This is a genomic window from Clostridium sp. AF50-3 (genome assembly GCF_003477445.1).
GTDB lineage: Bacteria > Bacillota > Clostridia > Lachnospirales > Lachnospiraceae > Otoolea > Otoolea fessa.
Genome location: NZ_QUDH01000006.1, coordinates 58,778 through 77,669 on the forward strand (window position 1 = coordinate 58,778; position 18,892 = coordinate 77,669).

24 protein-coding genes are annotated in these 18,892 nt (G+C 45.7%); all 24 read left to right on the forward strand.

Going from position 1 to position 18,892, the window contains the following annotated elements; genetic code table 11:
• Window positions 1-29: 29 nt before the first annotated feature.
• Window positions 30-791 carry a ParA family protein gene (locus tag DW085_RS08430; protein ID WP_118492234.1) on the forward strand — a complete coding sequence of 254 codons (762 nt, stop codon included), beginning with the start codon at window positions 30-32 and terminating at the stop codon, window positions 789-791.
• A 30-nt stretch (window positions 792-821) separates the two neighbouring features.
• The gene (locus tag DW085_RS19720) at window positions 822-1,190 is read left to right on the forward strand and encodes a ParB N-terminal domain-containing protein (protein ID WP_243033974.1); all 369 of its coding nucleotides are present in this window, start codon (window positions 822-824) and stop codon (window positions 1,188-1,190) included.
• Window positions 1,139-2,242, forward strand: coding sequence for a DUF3850 domain-containing protein (locus DW085_RS08435; RefSeq protein WP_243033975.1), 1,104 nt, complete (start codon window positions 1,139-1,141; stop codon window positions 2,240-2,242). The genes DW085_RS19720 and DW085_RS08435 overlap by 52 nt, the downstream gene beginning before the upstream one ends.
• Before the next feature lie 2 nt (window positions 2,243-2,244).
• On the forward strand, window positions 2,245-3,219 hold the full coding sequence (gene dcm, locus DW085_RS08440; RefSeq protein WP_055285914.1) for a DNA (cytosine-5-)-methyltransferase: 975 nt from the start codon (window positions 2,245-2,247) through the stop codon (window positions 3,217-3,219).
• 12 nt (window positions 3,220-3,231) lie between these two features.
• Window positions 3,232-3,474 (forward strand): hypothetical protein, encoded by a 243-nt coding sequence (locus DW085_RS08445; protein ID WP_118492236.1) that lies wholly within the window; start codon window positions 3,232-3,234, stop codon window positions 3,472-3,474.
• 156 nt (window positions 3,475-3,630) lie between these two features.
• Window positions 3,631-3,849: a hypothetical protein gene (locus DW085_RS08450; protein WP_118492237.1), complete on the forward strand. Its 219-nt coding sequence runs from the start codon at window positions 3,631-3,633 to the stop codon at window positions 3,847-3,849.
• Window positions 3,815-4,297, forward strand: coding sequence for a sigma-70 family RNA polymerase sigma factor (locus tag DW085_RS08455; protein ID WP_117469238.1), 483 nt, complete (start codon window positions 3,815-3,817; stop codon window positions 4,295-4,297). The genes DW085_RS08450 and DW085_RS08455 overlap by 35 nt, the downstream gene beginning before the upstream one ends.
• A 302-nt stretch (window positions 4,298-4,599) precedes the next feature.
• Complete coding sequence (locus DW085_RS08460) at window positions 4,600-5,097, forward strand: hypothetical protein (protein ID WP_243033976.1); 498 nt, start codon at window positions 4,600-4,602, stop codon at window positions 5,095-5,097.
• Between the two features lie 2 nt (window positions 5,098-5,099).
• A complete protein-coding gene (locus DW085_RS19725) occupies window positions 5,100-5,303 on the forward strand; it encodes a hypothetical protein (protein WP_243033977.1) in 204 nt (67 codons plus the stop codon).
• A 173-nt stretch (window positions 5,304-5,476) separates the two neighbouring features.
• Complete coding sequence (locus DW085_RS08465; protein WP_055285907.1) at window positions 5,477-5,968, forward strand: hypothetical protein; 492 nt, start codon at window positions 5,477-5,479, stop codon at window positions 5,966-5,968.
• Window positions 5,949-7,781 (forward strand): phage terminase large subunit family protein, encoded by a 1,833-nt coding sequence (locus DW085_RS08470; RefSeq protein WP_118492239.1) that lies wholly within the window; start codon window positions 5,949-5,951, stop codon window positions 7,779-7,781. The genes DW085_RS08465 and DW085_RS08470 overlap by 20 nt, the downstream gene beginning before the upstream one ends.
• The gene (locus DW085_RS08475) at window positions 7,782-8,018 is read left to right on the forward strand and encodes a DUF6148 family protein (protein ID WP_069431154.1); all 237 of its coding nucleotides are present in this window, start codon (window positions 7,782-7,784) and stop codon (window positions 8,016-8,018) included.
• A gap of 146 nt (window positions 8,019-8,164) precedes the next feature.
• Window positions 8,165-9,802: a phage portal protein gene (locus DW085_RS08480; protein WP_347475024.1), complete on the forward strand. Its 1,638-nt coding sequence runs from the start codon at window positions 8,165-8,167 to the stop codon at window positions 9,800-9,802.
• Window positions 9,735-10,913 (forward strand): head maturation protease, ClpP-related, encoded by a 1,179-nt coding sequence (locus DW085_RS08485; protein ID WP_243033978.1) that lies wholly within the window; start codon window positions 9,735-9,737, stop codon window positions 10,911-10,913. The genes DW085_RS08480 and DW085_RS08485 overlap by 68 nt, the downstream gene beginning before the upstream one ends.
• Window positions 10,914-10,927: 14 nt before the next feature.
• Window positions 10,928-11,263, forward strand: coding sequence for a hypothetical protein (locus DW085_RS08490; protein ID WP_118492241.1), 336 nt, complete (start codon window positions 10,928-10,930; stop codon window positions 11,261-11,263).
• Between the two features lie 15 nt (window positions 11,264-11,278).
• Window positions 11,279-12,334 carry a major capsid protein gene (locus tag DW085_RS08495; protein WP_118492243.1) on the forward strand — a complete coding sequence of 352 codons (1,056 nt, stop codon included), beginning with the start codon at window positions 11,279-11,281 and terminating at the stop codon, window positions 12,332-12,334.
• A 65-nt stretch (window positions 12,335-12,399) separates the two neighbouring features.
• Window positions 12,400-12,678, forward strand: a complete 279-nt coding sequence (locus tag DW085_RS08500) for a hypothetical protein (protein ID WP_242878264.1) — start codon at window positions 12,400-12,402, stop codon at window positions 12,676-12,678.
• Window positions 12,675-13,241 (forward strand): phage tail protein, encoded by a 567-nt coding sequence (locus tag DW085_RS08505; RefSeq protein WP_118492245.1) that lies wholly within the window; start codon window positions 12,675-12,677, stop codon window positions 13,239-13,241. Before DW085_RS08500 ends, DW085_RS08505 begins: the two co-directional genes overlap by 4 nt.
• A 21-nt stretch (window positions 13,242-13,262) precedes the next feature.
• Window positions 13,263-13,742: a hypothetical protein gene (locus tag DW085_RS08510; RefSeq protein ID WP_243033979.1), complete on the forward strand. Its 480-nt coding sequence runs from the start codon at window positions 13,263-13,265 to the stop codon at window positions 13,740-13,742.
• Window positions 13,743-13,758: 16 nt separating this feature from the next.
• Window positions 13,759-14,139: a hypothetical protein gene (locus DW085_RS08515; RefSeq protein WP_118492249.1), complete on the forward strand. Its 381-nt coding sequence runs from the start codon at window positions 13,759-13,761 to the stop codon at window positions 14,137-14,139.
• Window positions 14,140-14,142: 3 nt separating this feature from the next.
• Window positions 14,143-15,573, forward strand: a complete 1,431-nt coding sequence (locus DW085_RS08520) for a phage tail protein (RefSeq protein WP_118492251.1) — start codon at window positions 14,143-14,145, stop codon at window positions 15,571-15,573.
• A 16-nt stretch (window positions 15,574-15,589) separates the two neighbouring features.
• Complete coding sequence (locus tag DW085_RS08525) at window positions 15,590-16,108, forward strand: phage major tail tube protein (RefSeq protein WP_117469246.1); 519 nt, start codon at window positions 15,590-15,592, stop codon at window positions 16,106-16,108.
• A 75-nt stretch (window positions 16,109-16,183) separates the two neighbouring features.
• Complete coding sequence (locus tag DW085_RS08530; RefSeq protein ID WP_055285881.1) at window positions 16,184-16,606, forward strand: phage tail assembly protein; 423 nt, start codon at window positions 16,184-16,186, stop codon at window positions 16,604-16,606.
• Window positions 16,607-17,042: 436 nt separating this feature from the next.
• Window positions 17,043-18,830, forward strand: a complete 1,788-nt coding sequence (locus DW085_RS08535; protein ID WP_243033980.1) for a phage tail tape measure protein — start codon at window positions 17,043-17,045, stop codon at window positions 18,828-18,830.
• Window positions 18,831-18,892: the final 62 nt, after the last annotated feature.

Consider the following 18,892-nt stretch of genomic DNA (forward strand, 5'->3'; position numbering starts at 1 on the left):
TTCATACCAGATACAAGGAGGAATACCACATGAAAACATTATCAATTATCAATCTCAAAGGGGGAGTGGCAAAGACCATTTCCAGCGTAAATATGGCACACATTCTGGCAGCAGTCAAAGGCTGCAAAGTCTTATTGATTGACAATGACAAGCAGGGCAACGCAAGCAAGATTATGAACCGCCACAGCTATGACCATAAGGGCACGGCAGAGGTAATGACACAGCGGGGCATTGACCCGGCAGAGGTTATCCAGCACACGGACTTTGAGGGGTTAGACATTATCACAGCAAACATGAATTTGCTTACAGCCAATCTGGAAGTCATGCTGGACCAGTCAAGACCGCAGCAGACACGCTTCAAGAAGTTTCTTGACGGCTTACAGAATGAATATGACTACTGCATTATTGACAACGCACCGGACATTAACATTTCAACCATAAATGCGCTGGTGGCTTCTGATGACGTGATGGTGCCTATCACCATTGATGATTTTGCAATAGACGGACTGGCAGAACTGAAAGAACAAATTGACAACACCCGTGAGGATTTGAACCCACAGTTGCGCTTCTGCGGTTGTTTTGTGACACAGTACGACAGAACAAATGAAGCAGACACGCAGGGCGAAGAGTTCTTGAAGACGCTTGAATATCCGGTGTTTGATACGCATATCAGAAAGACACCGAAAATGAAACCCAGCACATTTGAAAGATTGCCAATCATTTTATATTCCCCACGCTGCGGCGCAAGTGCCGACTATAAAGCGTTAGTGGAAGAATGGTTGAGAATGTGACCAATTCGGACACGTTAGGAGGAAAAGACAATGGCAGGAGCAGCAAAGAAATTCAACTTGACAGAGTTATTAAACCAGCGGTCAAAGGAAGCTGGGGAGCAGCAGAAAGCAGAACAGCAGCAGGCGGCAGCAGGCACAGAGGTTGTCACGTCCGAAGAGGGCGTGAGCAGCACAGCTGATATTTACGACCTTATACCGTCAAAAGGCAACTTTTACAGCGTAGAGGACGTGCAGGACTTAAAACAGTCCATTGAACTTCTGGGAGTGCTGCAACCGCTTCTGGTGACTGATGAAGAGGAAGACGGCAAGCGCCGTATCATGCAGGGCACAGAAGACGGCTGGCGGTCATGCAGCTGGTGGACGAGGGCAAAGAGCGTTTCAGACGGGTTCCAATCTTAATCAAGCCGAAGAAAAACGCCATACTGGACAGACTGGCACTGATTATGGCAAACCGTTTCAGAGAGAAGACAGACTGGGAGAGAATGACAGAAGCGCTGGAAACAGAAAAACTGGTGCTGGAATTAAAAGAAAGCATGAACATTCCGGGCAGGACCCGTGATTTGTTAGCGGAAATTATAGAAACGTCCCCAGCACAGGTAGGAAGATACAAGGCAATATACAACAATATTATTCCAGAGTTAATGGCAGAGTTTAAGGCAAACAGAATTGTTGTATCTGTCATTTACGAAGTGTCCGGGCTGCCGGAAGATTACCAGCAGCAGGCGGCAGAGGTATTCAGAGAAAATGAAGTGCTGACACTATCAGACATTAAGCAGTTGAAGAAGAACTGGGAAGCGTCGCAGCAGATACCGGGACAGATGGATATTAGCCAGATGGAAGAGAAACAGGAAGCCGCAGGAACGACAGAAAGCACCGCAGGCAATGAAACAGACGGACAGCAGGAAGAAACAGCCACAGAGGGAGCAGGAGAAGCCACAGAGGACGCAGCCGGGAAGCAGTCAGAATATGCTGACCCACAGCCGGAGCAGATAACGTCACTTTGTTACAGCTGCACACACTATGAGGACTGCCACGACAAGACAGCAACCGTGACCAGCTGTAATGCTTATGAGAACCGCAGAGAAGCCCAGAAGACGGACGAAGAGAGATACAACGAAGAGCAGGCAGCTATTGACCGGGAAACACAAAAGAAACTGCGTGAAATGCAGCAGGAAGAGAAAATGCAGCATTTGCCGTCTGATGAAAGAAAAGAAAAAACAATCAGAGTATCACCGGACAAAATGAAAGCCGTTGCAATCGACCATACAAGACCATACATGATTTTGAAAAATGACGGTTACAGAGAGGGCGACACAGTGAAGCTGATTGAGTTTGCAGAGGGCAGAGCAACCGGGAACATGGCAGACATGAAAATTATCTGCATGGACGACGACACGACCAGCAGCGCACTTGAAGAGGGCTATTGTGTAATAGCGTTGCAGGAGGTGTAGACGTGGTACAGATTTTAGAACTATTTGGGGGAATTGGTTCCCCCAGATGTGCTTTGCGAAATTTGAACATTCCAACAAAAGCCATTGACTATGTGGAAATAGACGAAAACGCCGTAAGGTCATACAATGCAATGTTTGCGGAAGAATTAGAGTATAAAACACAATCAGTGGTGGGATGGAACCTCAAACCAGATATTCTGATACATGGCAGCCCGTGTCAAGATATGAGCATTGCGGGACATCAAGGAAAAGCAACTGCGGAAGCAGGGAGGATAAACAGAGGAAAAGGGGCAGACAAAGGAAGCGGCACCCGGTCAAGTCTGATGTGGGAAACAATACACATTATTCAAAATATGGGCGAATGGAAGCCAAAATATGTTATCTGGGAAAACGTGAAAAATGTATTAAACGGCTACAACAAGAAGAATTTTGAACAATACATAGCAGAAATGGAAAAGCTGGGATATACAAGCAATTATCAAATATTAGACGCAAGGGACTTTGGATTGCCACAGGCACGGGAAAGGGTTTTCACGGTATCGGTGCTGAATGGTGAAAAGTTCGACTTTTCAGACTTAATCAGAACGCCAATGAAAGACATATCAGAATTTCTTCTGAACAACGACGAAGTGCCGCCAGTGTATGACGTGACGCAACCGAGCGTGTACAGCGTGATTGGAGAAAAAGGCATAAGAAGAGCAACAGTAATAAAAGATTTTGCATACACAATCACGACCAGACAGGACAGAACACCAGCACAGGTGATTGACTGCGGAAACGGGCGTTATAGATATTTAACAGAACGGGAGTGCTGGCGCCTGCAAGGATATACAGACAAGGACTATGAAAGGGCAAAAGCAGTCCAGAAGCGTTCTGGAAGATACAGAATGGCGCTATACAAGCAGGCTGGAAACAGCATTGCAGTTCCGATATTTGAAAGTATGTTCAGAAAGATAATTTTACATGAAACAGCATAGGAGGTGCGGAAAATGCCAATAAACATGACAGATTATAGAATGATTATCAACGAAAGAGTATACAACGTATTGCAAATTATGATTGATTTTGCAGGACCGTTAGAAGAGGGGGAACCACCAAAGCCGAAGTTTATTGACGCAGTATACATTGACGAAGACGGAACAATAAAAACCATGCGTGATGAAGCGTGGTACTTCCAGTTCGTGAGAAGAAACGGAGGTGCAGCAGATGGAAAGACCAATAATAATGCTTAATACAGACAATATGCCCGTATTTTGCCGAAACCAGTGCGCAAATACAAAATGCGCAAAGCACATTTCAAAAGCCTATGAGTGCGGCGGTTCATGTTCAATGCGGTTATTGAGAGGGGAACCGGAGTGCGCAGGGTACATATCACGGAGGAAGCACAAATGAAAGAAAATGTTTGCGTTGACTGCAAACACTATGAAAGCTGCAAAAAGCCGGAAAGATACATGAAGTGTATGGGGTACGAAGAGAAAGAACGGCAGCAGGCAGCAGGAGAAAACGCAGTGACGTGCAAGACGGATAGAAGCCGGGAAAGACTGGCAAAAACAAAGAATGGAGGAAAAGCAAATGGCGCAGGCAATGGAAAAAGGCAGGGTTATTGAATTGCTGGAATATTACAAAGACATAGACGGGGAGGTGAGTATATACAGAAAGATTATAAGTGACTTAACGGACCAATACTACAATCCCATTGGCGCTATACAATGCGACGGTCTACCAAAAGGAAAAAATAATATATCACGACAAACAGAAAATATGGCGCTTAATATTCCAGATTATGTCAGCGGCGAAATCAGAGAGTATGAAGCAAAGGTGCAGCAGTTGCAAGCCTTAAAGGCACAGATTTTGCAGGAAGTTTCAAGGCTGAAACTGAAAGAAAAGCGCATTATTTTTGATTTTTACATGCACAACCTCAAATGGGAACAAGTAGCGGTACGCAATTCATACAGTGAAAGACAGTGTAAGAATATCAGAGATACAGCACTTGAAACACTTTCACAGAGGTTTGAAAAGAACCAGATTATTTCACAATTTCAGAGGATTGCATAAGCAATCATTGCCCGCCATTGCCTGCGTTTTACTGGTATAATTTAAGCCAGTGAAGCAGGCTTTAAGCCGTTATATTTGCACGTTGGCAATAGTGGGCTTTGGTGATTTTTTGAATTTACAAAGCCCATAATTTTTTATACTTCCGTAAACTGGAAGAGTTGGAAAGAATGAAAACGAACGAAAAGAGGTGAGAAGATGGGAAGACCACGGAACCCGGAACGGGACAAGTCAATGCAACGCTATCTGGACGCAGACGGCAAGATGAAACAGCGGAACTGGCGAAGCTGGCAGGGGTGCCAGAAGTGCGGATAAGAAAATGGAAGTCAGAAGACAGCTGGGACGAAGCACTGAAAAATAAGCCGAAAAAAAGAGGGGGTCAAAAAGGAAACAAAAATGCTGCCGGAAAAACCCCAGCAAAAAAAGGCAATAAAAATGCTGTCACGCATGGCGCATTTGCGCAGGCGGGATATGAAGACATAGACCCGGAGCAGGCGGCAGCCATACAGAACATGGGCACACCGTCCGCAATGTCGCAAATGATGGAGGAATTGCAGGCACTATATCTGCGCAAAGCCTATCTGGAAAGCCTATTGAAAGAGTATGAAAGCCCAGAAGCAGGCGGCTTTTACACAGATAAAATAGTACACATGATTGTACCAAAGAGCATGGAGGAAAGACAGCAGGAAGAAGACTGCGGCATGGAACACCAGCAGTGCGCAGACCCAGAGGGAAGCAAGACAGAAACATATAAAACAGCCATGAAGTCTGTCATTAAGTCCAGCCATTTGAACGGGCAATGAAAGTGGAAGCCGAACTAAACAAGCTGCATGGGCGCATCATCAAGCAGCTGGATAGTATCAAGGCGTATGAGTTGGAGGACAGACGCTTGACGCTTGCCGAAAAGCAACTTGAACTTAACAAACAGAAGCTAACGGGTGAATTTGAGATTGACCCGGACGTAAGCGCCGACAGTGACGAAATCACAGACGTTGTGGACGACGTTTGATAGGTTCTTCCGGCAGTCTGGAAGCACTGCGGGTACGGCGACGCCCAAAACCTGCCCAGATATAATTTTGAAAATTTCATTTCCGCTTCCGACCCGGTAAAAAATAAAGGGGTAGGGGCTAAAAAAGAAAAAAATGTGACCAATTCGGACACAAAAGAAAGGGGGTGCGGTTTTTGAAAGCGTACACTTCAAAGGCGGTTGCCGCTTGGCTGGATATTTCAGAACGCAGAGTGCGCCAGCTGCGTGACGAAAAGGTTATAACGGAAATCAGACCGGGGCTGTACGACTTGAAGACCGTAAACCACCAGTACATAAATTATTTGCGCAAAAACAACCCGGAAAGTGAAAGCGCAATAGATTACAACGCAGAACGTGCAAAGCTGGTCAGAGCAAAAAGAGAAGCACAAGAACTGGAATTGCAACTGCGCAGAAATGAGGTACACACCACAGAGGACGTGGAACAGGTAATGACAGACACACTTGTTAGGTTCAAAACAAGGCTTATGGCTATACCTGCAAAGTTAAGCCCCATTCTATCAAAGAAAAAGGACCAGACAGAAATATTTAAGCTGCTGAAAAGCGCCATTGATGAAGTATTGGAAGAACTTTCAGACTTCCAGACAGTGTTTGGGTACGGTGTAGACAATGAAGAAAAACACAGTTGATATGTTCACACGGATTTTCAAAGTGCTGCAACCGCCACCAGAAATGACACTTTCACAGTGGGCAGACAAGTTCCGCAGACTGTCTGCCGGGTCTTCCGCAGAGCCGGGACGCTGGAAGACGGCAAAGGCACCGTATCAAAAAGAGATTATGGACGCCATAACAGATATTACAATAAAAAAAGTTGTGATTATGTCGGCAGCACAGGTGGGAAAGACAGACGCAATGGTGCTGAACCCTATTGGATATTATGTGCATTATGACCCGTCACCGATTATGGTTATACAGCCGACAATAGACATGGCAGAGAAGTTTTCAAAAGAAAAGCTGTCGCCTATGCTGCGTGATACGCCCGTACTTGCGGACCGTATCAACGAAAAGAGCCGCAACAGCGGTAATACAATCATGCAAAAGATATTTCCGGGCGGCTTTATAACGATTGCAGGAGCGAACAGCCCAACAGGACTGCGAAGCCACACAATCAGAATATTGCTTGCGGACGAAATAGACGCATACCCAGCCAGCGCAGGAAAAGAGGGCGACCCGCTTTTACTGGCTTCAAAGCGTCAGACTACGTTCTGGAATAAAAAGCAGGTGGACATTTCCACACCGACGGTCAAAGGGGCTTCCAGAATAGAAGTGGAGTACGAAAACAGCAGCCGGGGAGAATGGAACGCACCGTGCCCGTGCTGCGGAGAACTGCAACCGCTGGTCTGGTCAAATGTTGTATTTGACAAAAACGACCTGTCAGAAATCAGATATGCTTGCAGCAAGTGTGGCGTCATATCCAGTGAAGCAGAATGGAAAGAACACTTTATTGACGGAACCTTTGTGCATGAAGACCCAGACAACCCCGTGCGTGGGTTCCACTTGAACACGCTTGCTTCCACATTGACCACATGGCAAGAAGTTGTTGAAAAGTTTCTGACGGCAAATGACCAGATGAAAAAAGGCAATGTGGAACTGATGAAAGTATGGACCAATACTGAAATGGGGCAAACGTGGGAAGAAGACGGGGAAACCATAGAGGACGACGAACTGATGAAACGCCGGGAGAAATACAAGTGCGAAGTACCAGAAGAAGTGCTGTACTTGACAGCTGGCGTAGATACGCAGGACGACAGATTTGAAATTGAAGTTGTGGGCTGGGGTCCAGAATATGAAAGCTGGGGCATTAGGTATGCGGCAATATACGGCGACAATTCAGATATTAACAATCAAGTGTGGCAAGACCTTGACACATTCTTATTGCAGACCTTTGAAAAGCCGGACGGAACGAAAATGAAGCTGTCATGTGTCTGCATTGATAGTGGAGGACACAGAACCAATCAAGTATATAAATTCTGCAAAGCCCGGTTCAATCGCAGGGTATTTGCAATCAAAGGTTCAAACGATAGCGCCGCAGCATATATCCAGAAGCCGTCAAAAAGCAACCGTGAGGGCGCATACCTTTTTACACTGGGAGTTGATACCGGAAAAAGCCTGCTTATGGACAGACTAAAGCTGGAGGAAGAGGGACCCGGCTTTTGCCATTTTCCGAAAGAAGAGGGCAAGGGATATGACGAAAAGTATTTCAAGGGCTTAACGTCAGAAAAAAAGGTAATGCGTTACAAGATGGGCAGACCATATTTTGCGTGGGAACTGAAAGACAAAGGCGAACACAAGCGAAATGAAGCGCTGGACTGCCGAAACTACGCAACGGCAGCTATTGAAATTATCAACGTACCATTGAAAAAACCAGACAAAAAGAAAGACGCCACACAAGCAAAGAAAATTGTAAAACGTGGCAGAAGAAGAAGTGGAGGAATTTTATAAATGGCAGGAATTACACTGGAAACAGCAAAAAGACACCTTGACGCATGGCTGGAAGCAGAACTGGCAGTGACAAACGCCCAGTCATACACGATAGGTAGCAGGACCATGACAAAAGCCAATCTGACCGAAATTAGAAAGTCCATTGAATATTGGCAAGGGAAAGTCACTGCGCTTGAAAATGCGGCAAAATATGGCGGCAGGAACCGTGCAAAACGATTTGTGCCACGGGATTTATAAAAGATTGCCCGTGATTGCCTGTTTTGGGGCTTTATTTCCCCCCATTGCCCGCAAAAATGGGGTAATATTGTAGCGTGAATAAGTGAGAAAAGACGAAAAGCACCCGTGAAAAGGTGCTTTTTTCATGCAATAAAGGAGGTGAAAGCGTGGGAATTGCAGCGGGAATTGATAAGGCAATAGCAGTCATAGCACCGCAAGCAGCACTGAAAAGAACGGTTGCAAGGCAGAAAATGCAGATTTTAGACAGCGGGTATGGCAATTATGGCGCCAGCGTCACAAAGAAATCACTTGCAGGCTGGCTTCATGCAGGCGGCAGCAGTCGTGAGGACATAGAAGACAATGTATCTGTATTGCGCCAGCGTACCCGTGATTTATACATGGGCGTGCCGCTGGCAAACGGGGCAGTCAAAACCATGCGCACCAACATTGTTGGACGTGGGCTGCGGTTGAAATCGACCATTGACGCAGAAACGCTGGGAATTTCACCAGAAGAACGCCGGAACCTTGAAAAAAAGATTGAAAAAGAGTGGTCTATCTGGGCTGAAAGCAATGATTGCGATATGTCAAGGATAGACAACTTTTACGAGTTGCAGCAGTTGGCTTTTATGAACTGGCTTATTTCTGGGGATTGTCTGGCGGTATTGCCAGTCAAACCACGAATAAACCAGCCGTATGACCTGCGTGTGCAGCTGATAGAAGCAGACAGACTATGCAGCCCGGACAACTGCGACACCATAGACAACAAGATTGTTGGAGGTGTAGAGGTTGACAAGTCCGGGGAAGTGATAGCGTATCACATAGCGAACCACCACCCGTTGTCATACGCATACAACGACATAAGCTGGCAGAGGGTTGAAGCATACGGACAAAAGACCGGAAGAAGAAACGTGCTTCACATGATGAACCGGGAAAGAATAGGACAGCGCAGGGGCGTTCCGTTCCTTGCACCAGTCATTGAAAGTTTGAAACAGCTTGGAAGATACACGGACGCAGAGCTTGTGGCTGCGGTTGTGTCTGGTATGTTTACCATTTTCATTGAAAAGGCAGACGCCAGCGCAGAAGACGCCATAGGAAGTATGCTGCCGGAAGAAGTGCAGGTGGACACAGAAGACGAAAGCACCATTGAACTTGCGCCGGGCGCCGTTATCGACTTAAACGAGGGCGAGAAAGCACACGACACGAACCCCGGAAGACCAAACGCCAATTTTGGCGGCTTTGTAGAAGCAATATGCCAGCAGATAGGCGCAGCACTTGAAATTCCGTATGAATTACTTGTGAAGCGTTTTAATTCCAGCTATACAGCCAGCAAAGGTGCGCTGGAAGAAGCATGGAAAATGTTTAATATGTACCGTGACTGGCTATCAACGGACTTTTGCCAGCCAGTATATGAAGAATGGCTGACGGAAGCAGTAGCAAAAGGACGTATCAAAGCACCGGGCTTTTTTACTGACCCGGCAATAAGAAAAGCATATTGCGGGGCAAAGTGGAACGGACCTGCAAAAGGTATGCTTGACCCGGTAAAAGAGGTTACAGCCGCAGAAAAGAGAGTGTCAAACGGCTTTAGCACCAGAAGTGATGAAGCAATGCAAATGACGGGAAGTAACTTTTATAACAATGTCGAACAGTTGAAACACGAAGAAAAAGAACTGAAAGAGGTGAAGAAAATTGCCAATGGAACCACAAACAAACAGAACACCCCAGCAGAACCCGCAGACAATGCCGGGAATGAACCAGCAGCAGGACAGCAGAACGCCGGGCAATCCTTACGGGGTGACAACAAATAAATTCTGGAACTTTATCCCGGCAGCCGGGGACAAGCCGCCGGAACTGCTTTTATACGGCGCAATAAGCAGCCAGCAGTCATGGTGGGAAGACAGGGTGACACCACAGCAATTCAATCAAGAACTTGCGGCGCTTGGTGATGTGCCGGAAATTATCGTGCGCATTAACAGCGGCGGCGGTGACGTGTTCGCAGCAAATGCGATTTTTACAAGATTGAAAGATTGTTCAGCGAAAGTGACAGTCAAAATTGATGGCTGGGCAGCTTCCGCAGCCACAATTATTGCTATGGCAGGCGACACAATCAAGATTGCCAGAAACGGTGTATTTATGATACATGACCCAGCAATGACAGTCTGGGACACTTTCAGAGCAGAAGACTTTTTGAAGATGGCTGATGAACTGAAAGTGATTAAACAAAGCATTGTCAATACATATGCCAGCAAGACTGGCAAAAAGACAGAGGACATAGAACAGCTTATGTCAAATGAAACATGGTGGACGGGCGACATTGCCGTTGAAAACGGCTTTTGTGATGAATTGATGTTTGAAGACAGCACAACAGTTGTTGAAAACTCTTCAAAAATCGTTGTCAATTCAGTGCCTATTGACGTTTCTATGTTCAAGAGTATTCCAACCCAGTTATTAAACAGCCCGCACAATCAAAATCCGGGTAGTTTAGTAAATAGTGCAACAGAACCTATCAACAAGCCACAGGAAAAGGAGGAACCAGAAATGGCAGCACCAGAAAACAAAATCACAACGGTTGACGCACTAAAAGCCGCATACCCGGATTTAGTAGCGACAATCCAGAATGAAGCAGCAGCCGCAGAACGTGCCAGAATTAAAGGCATTGAAGACTTGGCAAACGGCAACTATGACGCAATCGCAAAGGACGCAAAGTTTGACAACCCTATTTCTGCACAGGAAATGGCAGTTAAAATCATTTCAGAGCAGAACAAAGCGGGCGGCAACTACATTCAGAACCGCCAGCAGGACGCAGAAAACAGCGGTGCAAACGGCGTGCAGGGAGCAGCACCGGAGGACAACGCAGGAGAGAACGGCAAGAACGTGTTTGACGCCGCTATTGACAAGTTGTTTCCAGACGAGAAATAAGGAGGTACAAGCAAATGGGTGAATATGCAGTAGAAAAAAGAGAAATCACACCGAAGAACTTTTTTGCTGGTGATTTTCCAACAGTACCGGAAACCGGAACAGCAAATGCAGCTATCAAGGAATATGCACCAGTAATGATTGACACTGCGAATGACAACAAGATTATTCCAGTTGCAAAAGGAAGCGAAGCAAGCGCAATCGGTATTGCTGCTGCGGCAGCAGGAAACGGCGAACCAGTGACATATTACATGACGGGTGAGTTTTTCGCTGACGCATTAGCACTTGAAAGCGGGGCAGATTTGGCAAAAATCAAAGAAGCACTGCGCAAGGTATCAATCTTTTTGAGATAAGGAGGAAGAACGACAATGGCAAACGAAGTATCTATTTACGAACCACGGACAATGGGCAGAGTGGTTCAGAAATTACCGCCCGTGCGTACTTTTTTCAGAAGTACATTTTTCAGACATGAAGAAACATTCACAACAAAGGACGTTGACGTTGATTTCAGAAAGGGCAGCAGAAAGGTTGCACCGTTCGTCAGCAGATTAGTTGGTGGAAAGGTAGTGCCAAACACTGGCTACCAGACAAAGACATATACACCGCCTTTAGTTGCACCAGAGAAAGTGACAACCGTTGATGATTTGTTAATCAGAAGACCGGGCGAAAGCCTTTATTCTGGCAGAACACCTGCGGAACGTGCCGTGCTTAAAATGGCAGACGACTTCAAGGAGTTAAGAGAGCAGATTTTAAGACGTGAAGAACTGATGTGCGCACAGACAATCTTCACTGGCACAATCCCTATCATTGGCGACGGAGTGAATGAAGTGATTGACTTCTCTTTTACAAATAAAGAGAAAATCACAACAGCAACGAAAAAGTGGACTGCTGACACTTCCGACCCTATCGCAGATATTAAGCGCTGGCACGAAACAGTACAGAAGAAAGGCTTTGTCAACTGCGACATTTGCGTGATGGGAAGCGACGTTGCAAATGCGTTTGTAAATCACCCAAAGGTGCAGAAAATGCTTGATGTGAAAAACTTCAATCTTGCAGTTATCCAGCCTAAACAGTTACCGAACGGCGTCACATACATTGGAACCATTCACGAACTGGGACTTGATATTTACAAGTACAATGAGTGGTATCTTGACGACTGGACAAACCCGGCTACACCGGAGGACAAGCCGCTTGTACCCGCTGACAGTTTAGCACTGTTAAGCACAAACGCTGATTATTCCATGTACTATGGAGCAATCACACTTATTAAGGAACCGGACGGCAACTTTATGACCGTAGAGGGTAAATATGTACCGGACACATGGACAAAGCGCAAGCCTGCCCGCCGTTTCCTCAATCTGTCTTCTGCACCGTTATGCGTTCCGCATGATGTAGACAGCTGGTTTGTTGCAACACCTATCTAATGGACTTCAAAGCACAGCTTGCCAGTGACATGAAAGTGTTTCACAACTGCGGAGAAATGGCAACTATGACTGATATATGGTATCAAGGCAAGAAACACTATTTGCCCATAATCATTGACCACACGGCAGCCGACGAACGGCAGAGAGGAAACGGGGACAATGCAGAGGGCATAAACCGTGCTTCTTGTCTGGTCTATATGTCATTATATGATTTTGGTTGCGTTCCCAAAAAAGGACGCCAGCTTGAAATTGACGAAGCCGGGGCAATCAATCTATATAACATTTCAAAAGCAGACTGCGAGGACGGGGAAATAATTCTTGAATTGGAGATGTTGGAAGAATGATTGAAATAACATCTGACGCAATAGAAAGAGTGGGAACCCTGCTGGCAGACGTTCCAAAAGGTGCAGAAAGAGTATTTGCCAGCGCAATGAACCGTGGTATTTCCAGAGTGAAGACACAGGCAATAAAGCAGGTAAAAACCGTATACGCCGTAAATGGCGCAGCACTGACGAAAGCGACCAGAATAAATATAACAAAAGCCAGCACGGGAAACCTTGTGGGCTTTGTTTCATTTTCTGGCGTGAAAATACCGTTGTACAAATTCAAGGTAACGCCGACAAAACCCGGAACCGGAAAGCAGGTACGGGCAGCAGTTAAAAAAGGCGGCAGCGGGACACCGTTTGAAGACGCTTTCATTGCTGAAATGAAAAGCAATGGTCACACAGGAGTATTTGAGAGGACAGGACGCAAGCGTTTTCCGATTGAAGAAAAAATGGGACTATCAGCAGCACAGATGGTGGGCAACGAAGACATTATAGACGGGCTGGAAAAGGAAGCGCAAGAACTGGTAAACGAAAGAATTATACACGAAATGAACAGGATTTTGAATGGTTATGGAGGGTAAAGCATGACACCAGTTTTTTTGTTGGAAGAATTGCAGAAATTCATTAGTTCCAAAACGTCTGACATTATTTTGCCAGTGCGAACCAGAACGGGAAGCAATGAAGAAAAAGAAAGAGCAGCAGCGGTTTATAAAATGGGACTGCCGGAAGCAGACGACGTACAACAGAAAGTGCCATACATTCTGTTAAAGTTCCTAACAGGGACGGACGACAAGAAAGCAGGCGAACCAGAGGAAGACAGCTGCAAAGTAAGAATAATATTTGCGGTGTATTCAGAAGATGGGCAGGACGGACCACTGGCACTTCTTAATCTGATTTTAAGAGTGCGCAGCGAATTGAAGAAAGCCGGGACAATCGGCGGCGGTCAGTTTGCGTTGCAACTGCCACTGGAATATATCGTTTATCAAGACACCACGCCGCCATATTATATGGGGGAAATGGTGACAAATTGGAGTATGCCAGTCACGCAACGTGATGTGGCAGAGATTTTGCACAATTTATAGACAGGAGGAAGACGAAATGGCAAAAGCGACCACAGCAAGCGCCACAGCAGCCGAAAAGGACGCTGAAAAGGTGCAGGCGGTAGAAAATACCACAACAGAAGAAAAAGCCGTAAAAACGGCAAATACGCAGCCGGAAACAGTAAAACTGATTTACATTGGACCGAACCTGCCAAAAGCAATGCTACCATGCAACAAGATTTTTGAGGGAACAGACAAAGAGATTGAAGAAGAACTTTCTTTCATTATTGACAAGTTCCCACTTGTAAGAAAAATGCTGGTTCCTATTTCCGAACTGGCAGACAAGAAAGACAAGGTGAAGACAACCGGGAATGTATACAACAAGTATTATTCAGACTTAAAGGCTGCCGCCCTTGCATACGCAGAACAGGAGGTATAACAAATGAGTGACGTATCACATGGAGTAAACGCCAGCAAGACAAACAATGGCGCAATCACGCCCGTGTCCGTAGATACTGGCGTGCATTTTGTGGTTGGAACAGCACCCGTGCAGATGGTAAACGGAAAAGTAAATGAAGTCATTATGGCTTCAAGCTACAAAGAAGCAGTGCAGGCGTTGGGATATTCCGACGACTGGAAGAAATACAGTCTTTGTGAAGAGATTTACACAGCGTTTACATTGTTCAATTCTGCGCAGGTGTTCTTTGTAAATGTTCTTGACCCTAAGAAACACAAGAAAACAGTTGATGAAACACAGATGGACGTTGTAGACGGTCAGATTGTATTACCTGCGGAAGCAATCGCAGGCAGTGTGGAAATCACAGGAAAGACAGCTGGGGAAGATTACGAAGTATTTTACAGTGACACAAACTGCGTTGTGGAGTTCTTAAAAGAAACCACGGGCAAACTTACTGTGAAATATGACGCCGTGGACGCTTCACAGGTCACAAAAAGTGATATTATCGGCGGTTACAGCGTAAGCACACACAAGACAACCGGACTTGAACTGATTAACAATGTATTTCCGCTTTATACAAAGGTTCCAGACCTTATTTTGTGTCCGAATTGGTCACATGACGCAGAGGTTGCAGCTGTAATGTCTGCAAAAGCAGAGAATATCAACGGACTGTTTGAGGGTGAAGCAATTCTGGACATTGACTGCACAGCAGAAACCGGGGCGACATACTACACGGAAGTACCAGCATGGAAGAAACAGAAAAACTTCACAAAAAGAACAGAAGTTGTCTGCTTCCCTAAAGTTGCGCTGGGAGATAGAGTTTTTAACCTTTCAACACAGCTTGCAGCCAGTATGTCAGCCGTAGACAATGCGGAAGAGTACGGCGGAGGTACACCTTGCGAAAGTGCTTCAAACAAGGGTATACAGGCAGATAGAATGGTTACTGCGGACGGTTCGGAAGTAGTCATGGATATTCAGCAGGCAAACTACTTGAATGAAAACGGCGTTGTGACCGCACTTAATTTCTTTAATGGCTTTGTAAGCTGGGGAAATTATACGGCTTGTTATCCTGCCAACACAGACGTGACGGACTATTTCTACTGTATCAACCGTATGTTCAAGTGGGTTGCAAAGACGCTTATTTTGACATACTGGAACTACATTGACAGAGGAATTAAAAGACGTCTGATTGACGCAGTTGTGCAGTCAATCAATGATTGGCTGGCAAGCCTTGCAACTGATGAAAAAATCATTGGTGGACGTGTGGAGTTCAACGAAAGCGAAAACAGCACAAGCCAGCTTGCAGCAGGAATTGTGCGTTTTCACATTTATATGACACCGCCATCACCAATGCAGAAAATGGACTTTGTGCTTGAATATGACTTGTCATATCTTGCAGCACTGATGGCAGCATAACAGGAGGTGAAACAGAATGTCAAAAGTTGACGAATTAGTTATTAACTATGCGATTTACGAAGACGCAGTAGAGTATCTGGGAACCACAGAAGTGACACTGCCAGACTTGGAGTACATGACGGAAGAGTTGAGTGGCGCAGGCATTGCGGGAAATATCGAAGAAATCATTATCGGTCACTTAAATGCAATGTCAACAACTTTCAATTTCCGAACTGTCACAGCAGCAGCAGTCAAGCTGATGGAACCACGGGTACACAGAATTGACCTGCGAGTTGCACAGCAGAGAATGAACCTGCGCACAAGCGCAAACGAAGTGTCCGGCGTTAAGCACATTATGAAAGTAAAGCCGAAGAAGACAGCACTTGGAAAAGTTGCGGCAGCTTCAACAGCTGATGTAAGCGGTGAATATGCCGTTTCATACTATGCAATGTACTTGGACGGTTCAAAGGTAACGGAAATTGACCCGTTAAACTTTGTGTGCATTATCAATGGCAAAGATTACTTAAAGGACGTCAGAAAAGCATTAGGCAAGTAAAAAAAGACAGCAGGAGCCAGCGGGAAGACCGCTGGTTTTTTCCTGCCTAAAATCAAAGATATGGAGGAATAAACAATGTCAGATACAACAAACACAACTGAAAACATGGAGCAGGTAACAGAGCAGGAAAAGGAAATGCAGGAAGCGCAGGCAAGCGGCGTGGTCAATTTTGACGACAAGAAGAAAGACAAGGAAGAAGACGGCAGCTTGAATTATACACACACATTCAAGAAGCCCAGAGAAATTGAGGGAAAGAAGTATACAAAATTAACTTTCTATTTTGACAATCTGACTGGTGAAGACATTGAAGCAGTAGAACAGGAACTTGCGGACCAGAACAAATACGCACTTTCACCGGAAATTTCTTCTGCGTTCCAGTGTATTCTTGCGGCAAAGGCTGCGGGGGTTGCTTCTGATGAAATCAGACGTCTTCCGGTAGGTGATTACATGAAGATTAAGAACAAAGCAAGGGATTTTTTAATTGCTGCGGGCTATTAAAAATTAAAGAACCCGCAAAGTTCATAAGAAAGCAGATATACAAAATGTCAAGGGCTTCACATACGCCCGTCCCGTTCTGGCTGCAAATGCCTATACGCAGACTTTTTGCATGGATTGAAACCATAAATGAAGTGGAAAAAGAAGAAGCGGAAGAGCAGAAACAGAACAGCAATAATGCGTAGGGAGGTGAAACAGCTTGGCAGGGTCACAAAAGGAATTTGAACTGCTTTTTAAGCTGAAAGCGTCGCTGGGTGGCAATTTTAACAGCACATTCAAAAGCGCAATTAACACCAATAACCAGTTACGGGACAGCTTAAAAAATGTCAATTCCCTGCAATCAAAGATTGACGGCTACACAAAGCAGTCTGCCGCTATTGATAAGAACAAAGAACGGCTGGCGCAGCTTAACGCAGAGCATGACCGATTACAGCAGGAATTGCAGCAGACAGGCGAACCCACAGAAGCACTGCGGAAGAAGCTTGAAAAGAATGAAAACCAGATACAACAGACCACTGCCAAAATCGAAGAACAGGAAAAACAATTAAACAGTTATGCCGACGAACTGAAAGCAGCCGGAGTAAATACGGATAATCTGGAAGAAGCCAACGGAAGACTGCAAAAGTCTTATGAAAAGCTGCAAACTTCACAGCAGACGTTGCAAAAACTGAATGACAAGCAACAGCAGGTAGAACAGAGCATTTCAAAGACAAAAGGGCAACTGCTGGGAACTATTGGCGCAATTAGTGCCGTAGCCGCCGCAGTGTATGCAGGACCCGTGCAGGCAGCGCAGCAGTACGAAAAAGCAATAGCAAAGGTGGGAACCATTGCAGATACGCAGGAAGTCCCACTGGGCACATTGTCACAACAGATAATGGAACTGTCAAACAAGACAGGAATTGCAGCCAATGCCATTGCTGATGATGTGTACAACGCTATATCTGCCGGACAGAAGACAGGTGACGCCGTAAACTTTGTTACAAACAGTACGAAGTTAGCAAAAGCCGGATTTGCGGAAAGTTCGCAAACGCTGGACGTATTAACAACCGTATTGAACGCATACGGCATGAGTGCGGACAAAGTAAGCACGGTATCAGATATGCTGGTACAGACGCAGAACAAAGGTAAAGTGACAGTAGGAGAACTGGCAAGCAGTATGGGTAAAATCATACCAACTGCAAACGCCAGCAATGTTTCACTGGAACAGCTATGCGCCGGATATGCAATAATGACCAGCAAAGGTATTGCAGCCGCAGAAACGACAACATACATGAACAGTATGTTAAATGAGTTGTCAAAGTCTGGAAGTACGACAGACAAGCTATTGCGGCAGAAGATGGGCGGCAGCTTTGCAGAATTGATGGCAAGCGGTAAATCGCTTGGGGAAATTCTGGGGGGTATACAGGAAGAAGCCAGCAAGTCTGGTCTTGCCCTATCTGATATGTTCAGCAGTTCAGAAGCCGGAAAAGCGGCAATGTCGCTTCTGTCAAACGGAGTTGACGGCTTCAATTCAAGCGTACAAGACATGGTAAACAGCGTTGGGGCAACAGACAGCGCATTTGCCAAAATGGAAGACGCCACAGAAGCCAAAATGGAAAAGGCAAAGAACAGTATAGCAAACTTGGGTATTGTTCTTGGTCAAAACTTACTGCCGATTGTAGGAAATTTGGCAGACAAAGTGGCGGTGGTGGTCACTAAAGTTTCAGAATTTGCAGCAGCAAACCCAAAATTGGTGCAAACAGCCCTAAAGGTAGCGGCAGGGCTGGCGGCATTGAAAGTGGGAATGTTGACAACAAAGCTGGTTACATTATCAGCACAAGACGGCATATTGTCACTGGCAAAAAAACTGCTGGGACTGCGTGCCGGATTTATTGAAAACGCAGCAACAAGCGTAAGTTTTGCGGAAAAGCTGAAAACAGCTGGAAGCGGTATATTGTCATACTTTGGCAATGTAAAAGGCGCTATGGGCGGCGTAGGTTCTGCAATAGGTAATATATTTAGTGGCAACAGAGTTGTTGGAGCAGTAACAGGCTTTATGGGCGGCGTGAAACAGTCCATTGTCAGCGGCTTTTTAGAAATTGCAGGAAAAGCAAGCGGAGCATTGACAGGAGCCGGAACAAAAATGCTGGGACTTATGCTGAAACCATTTTCGTTGATTGGCGGCAAGCTGGGTCCGATACTTGGAACGGTAGGCAGTGCGATTGCAAACAGCCACTTGGAAAAGTAGGCGGCTTCATAACAAAGGGAATTACCGGAGCATTTAGCAAGGCAACAACACTGATTGCACCG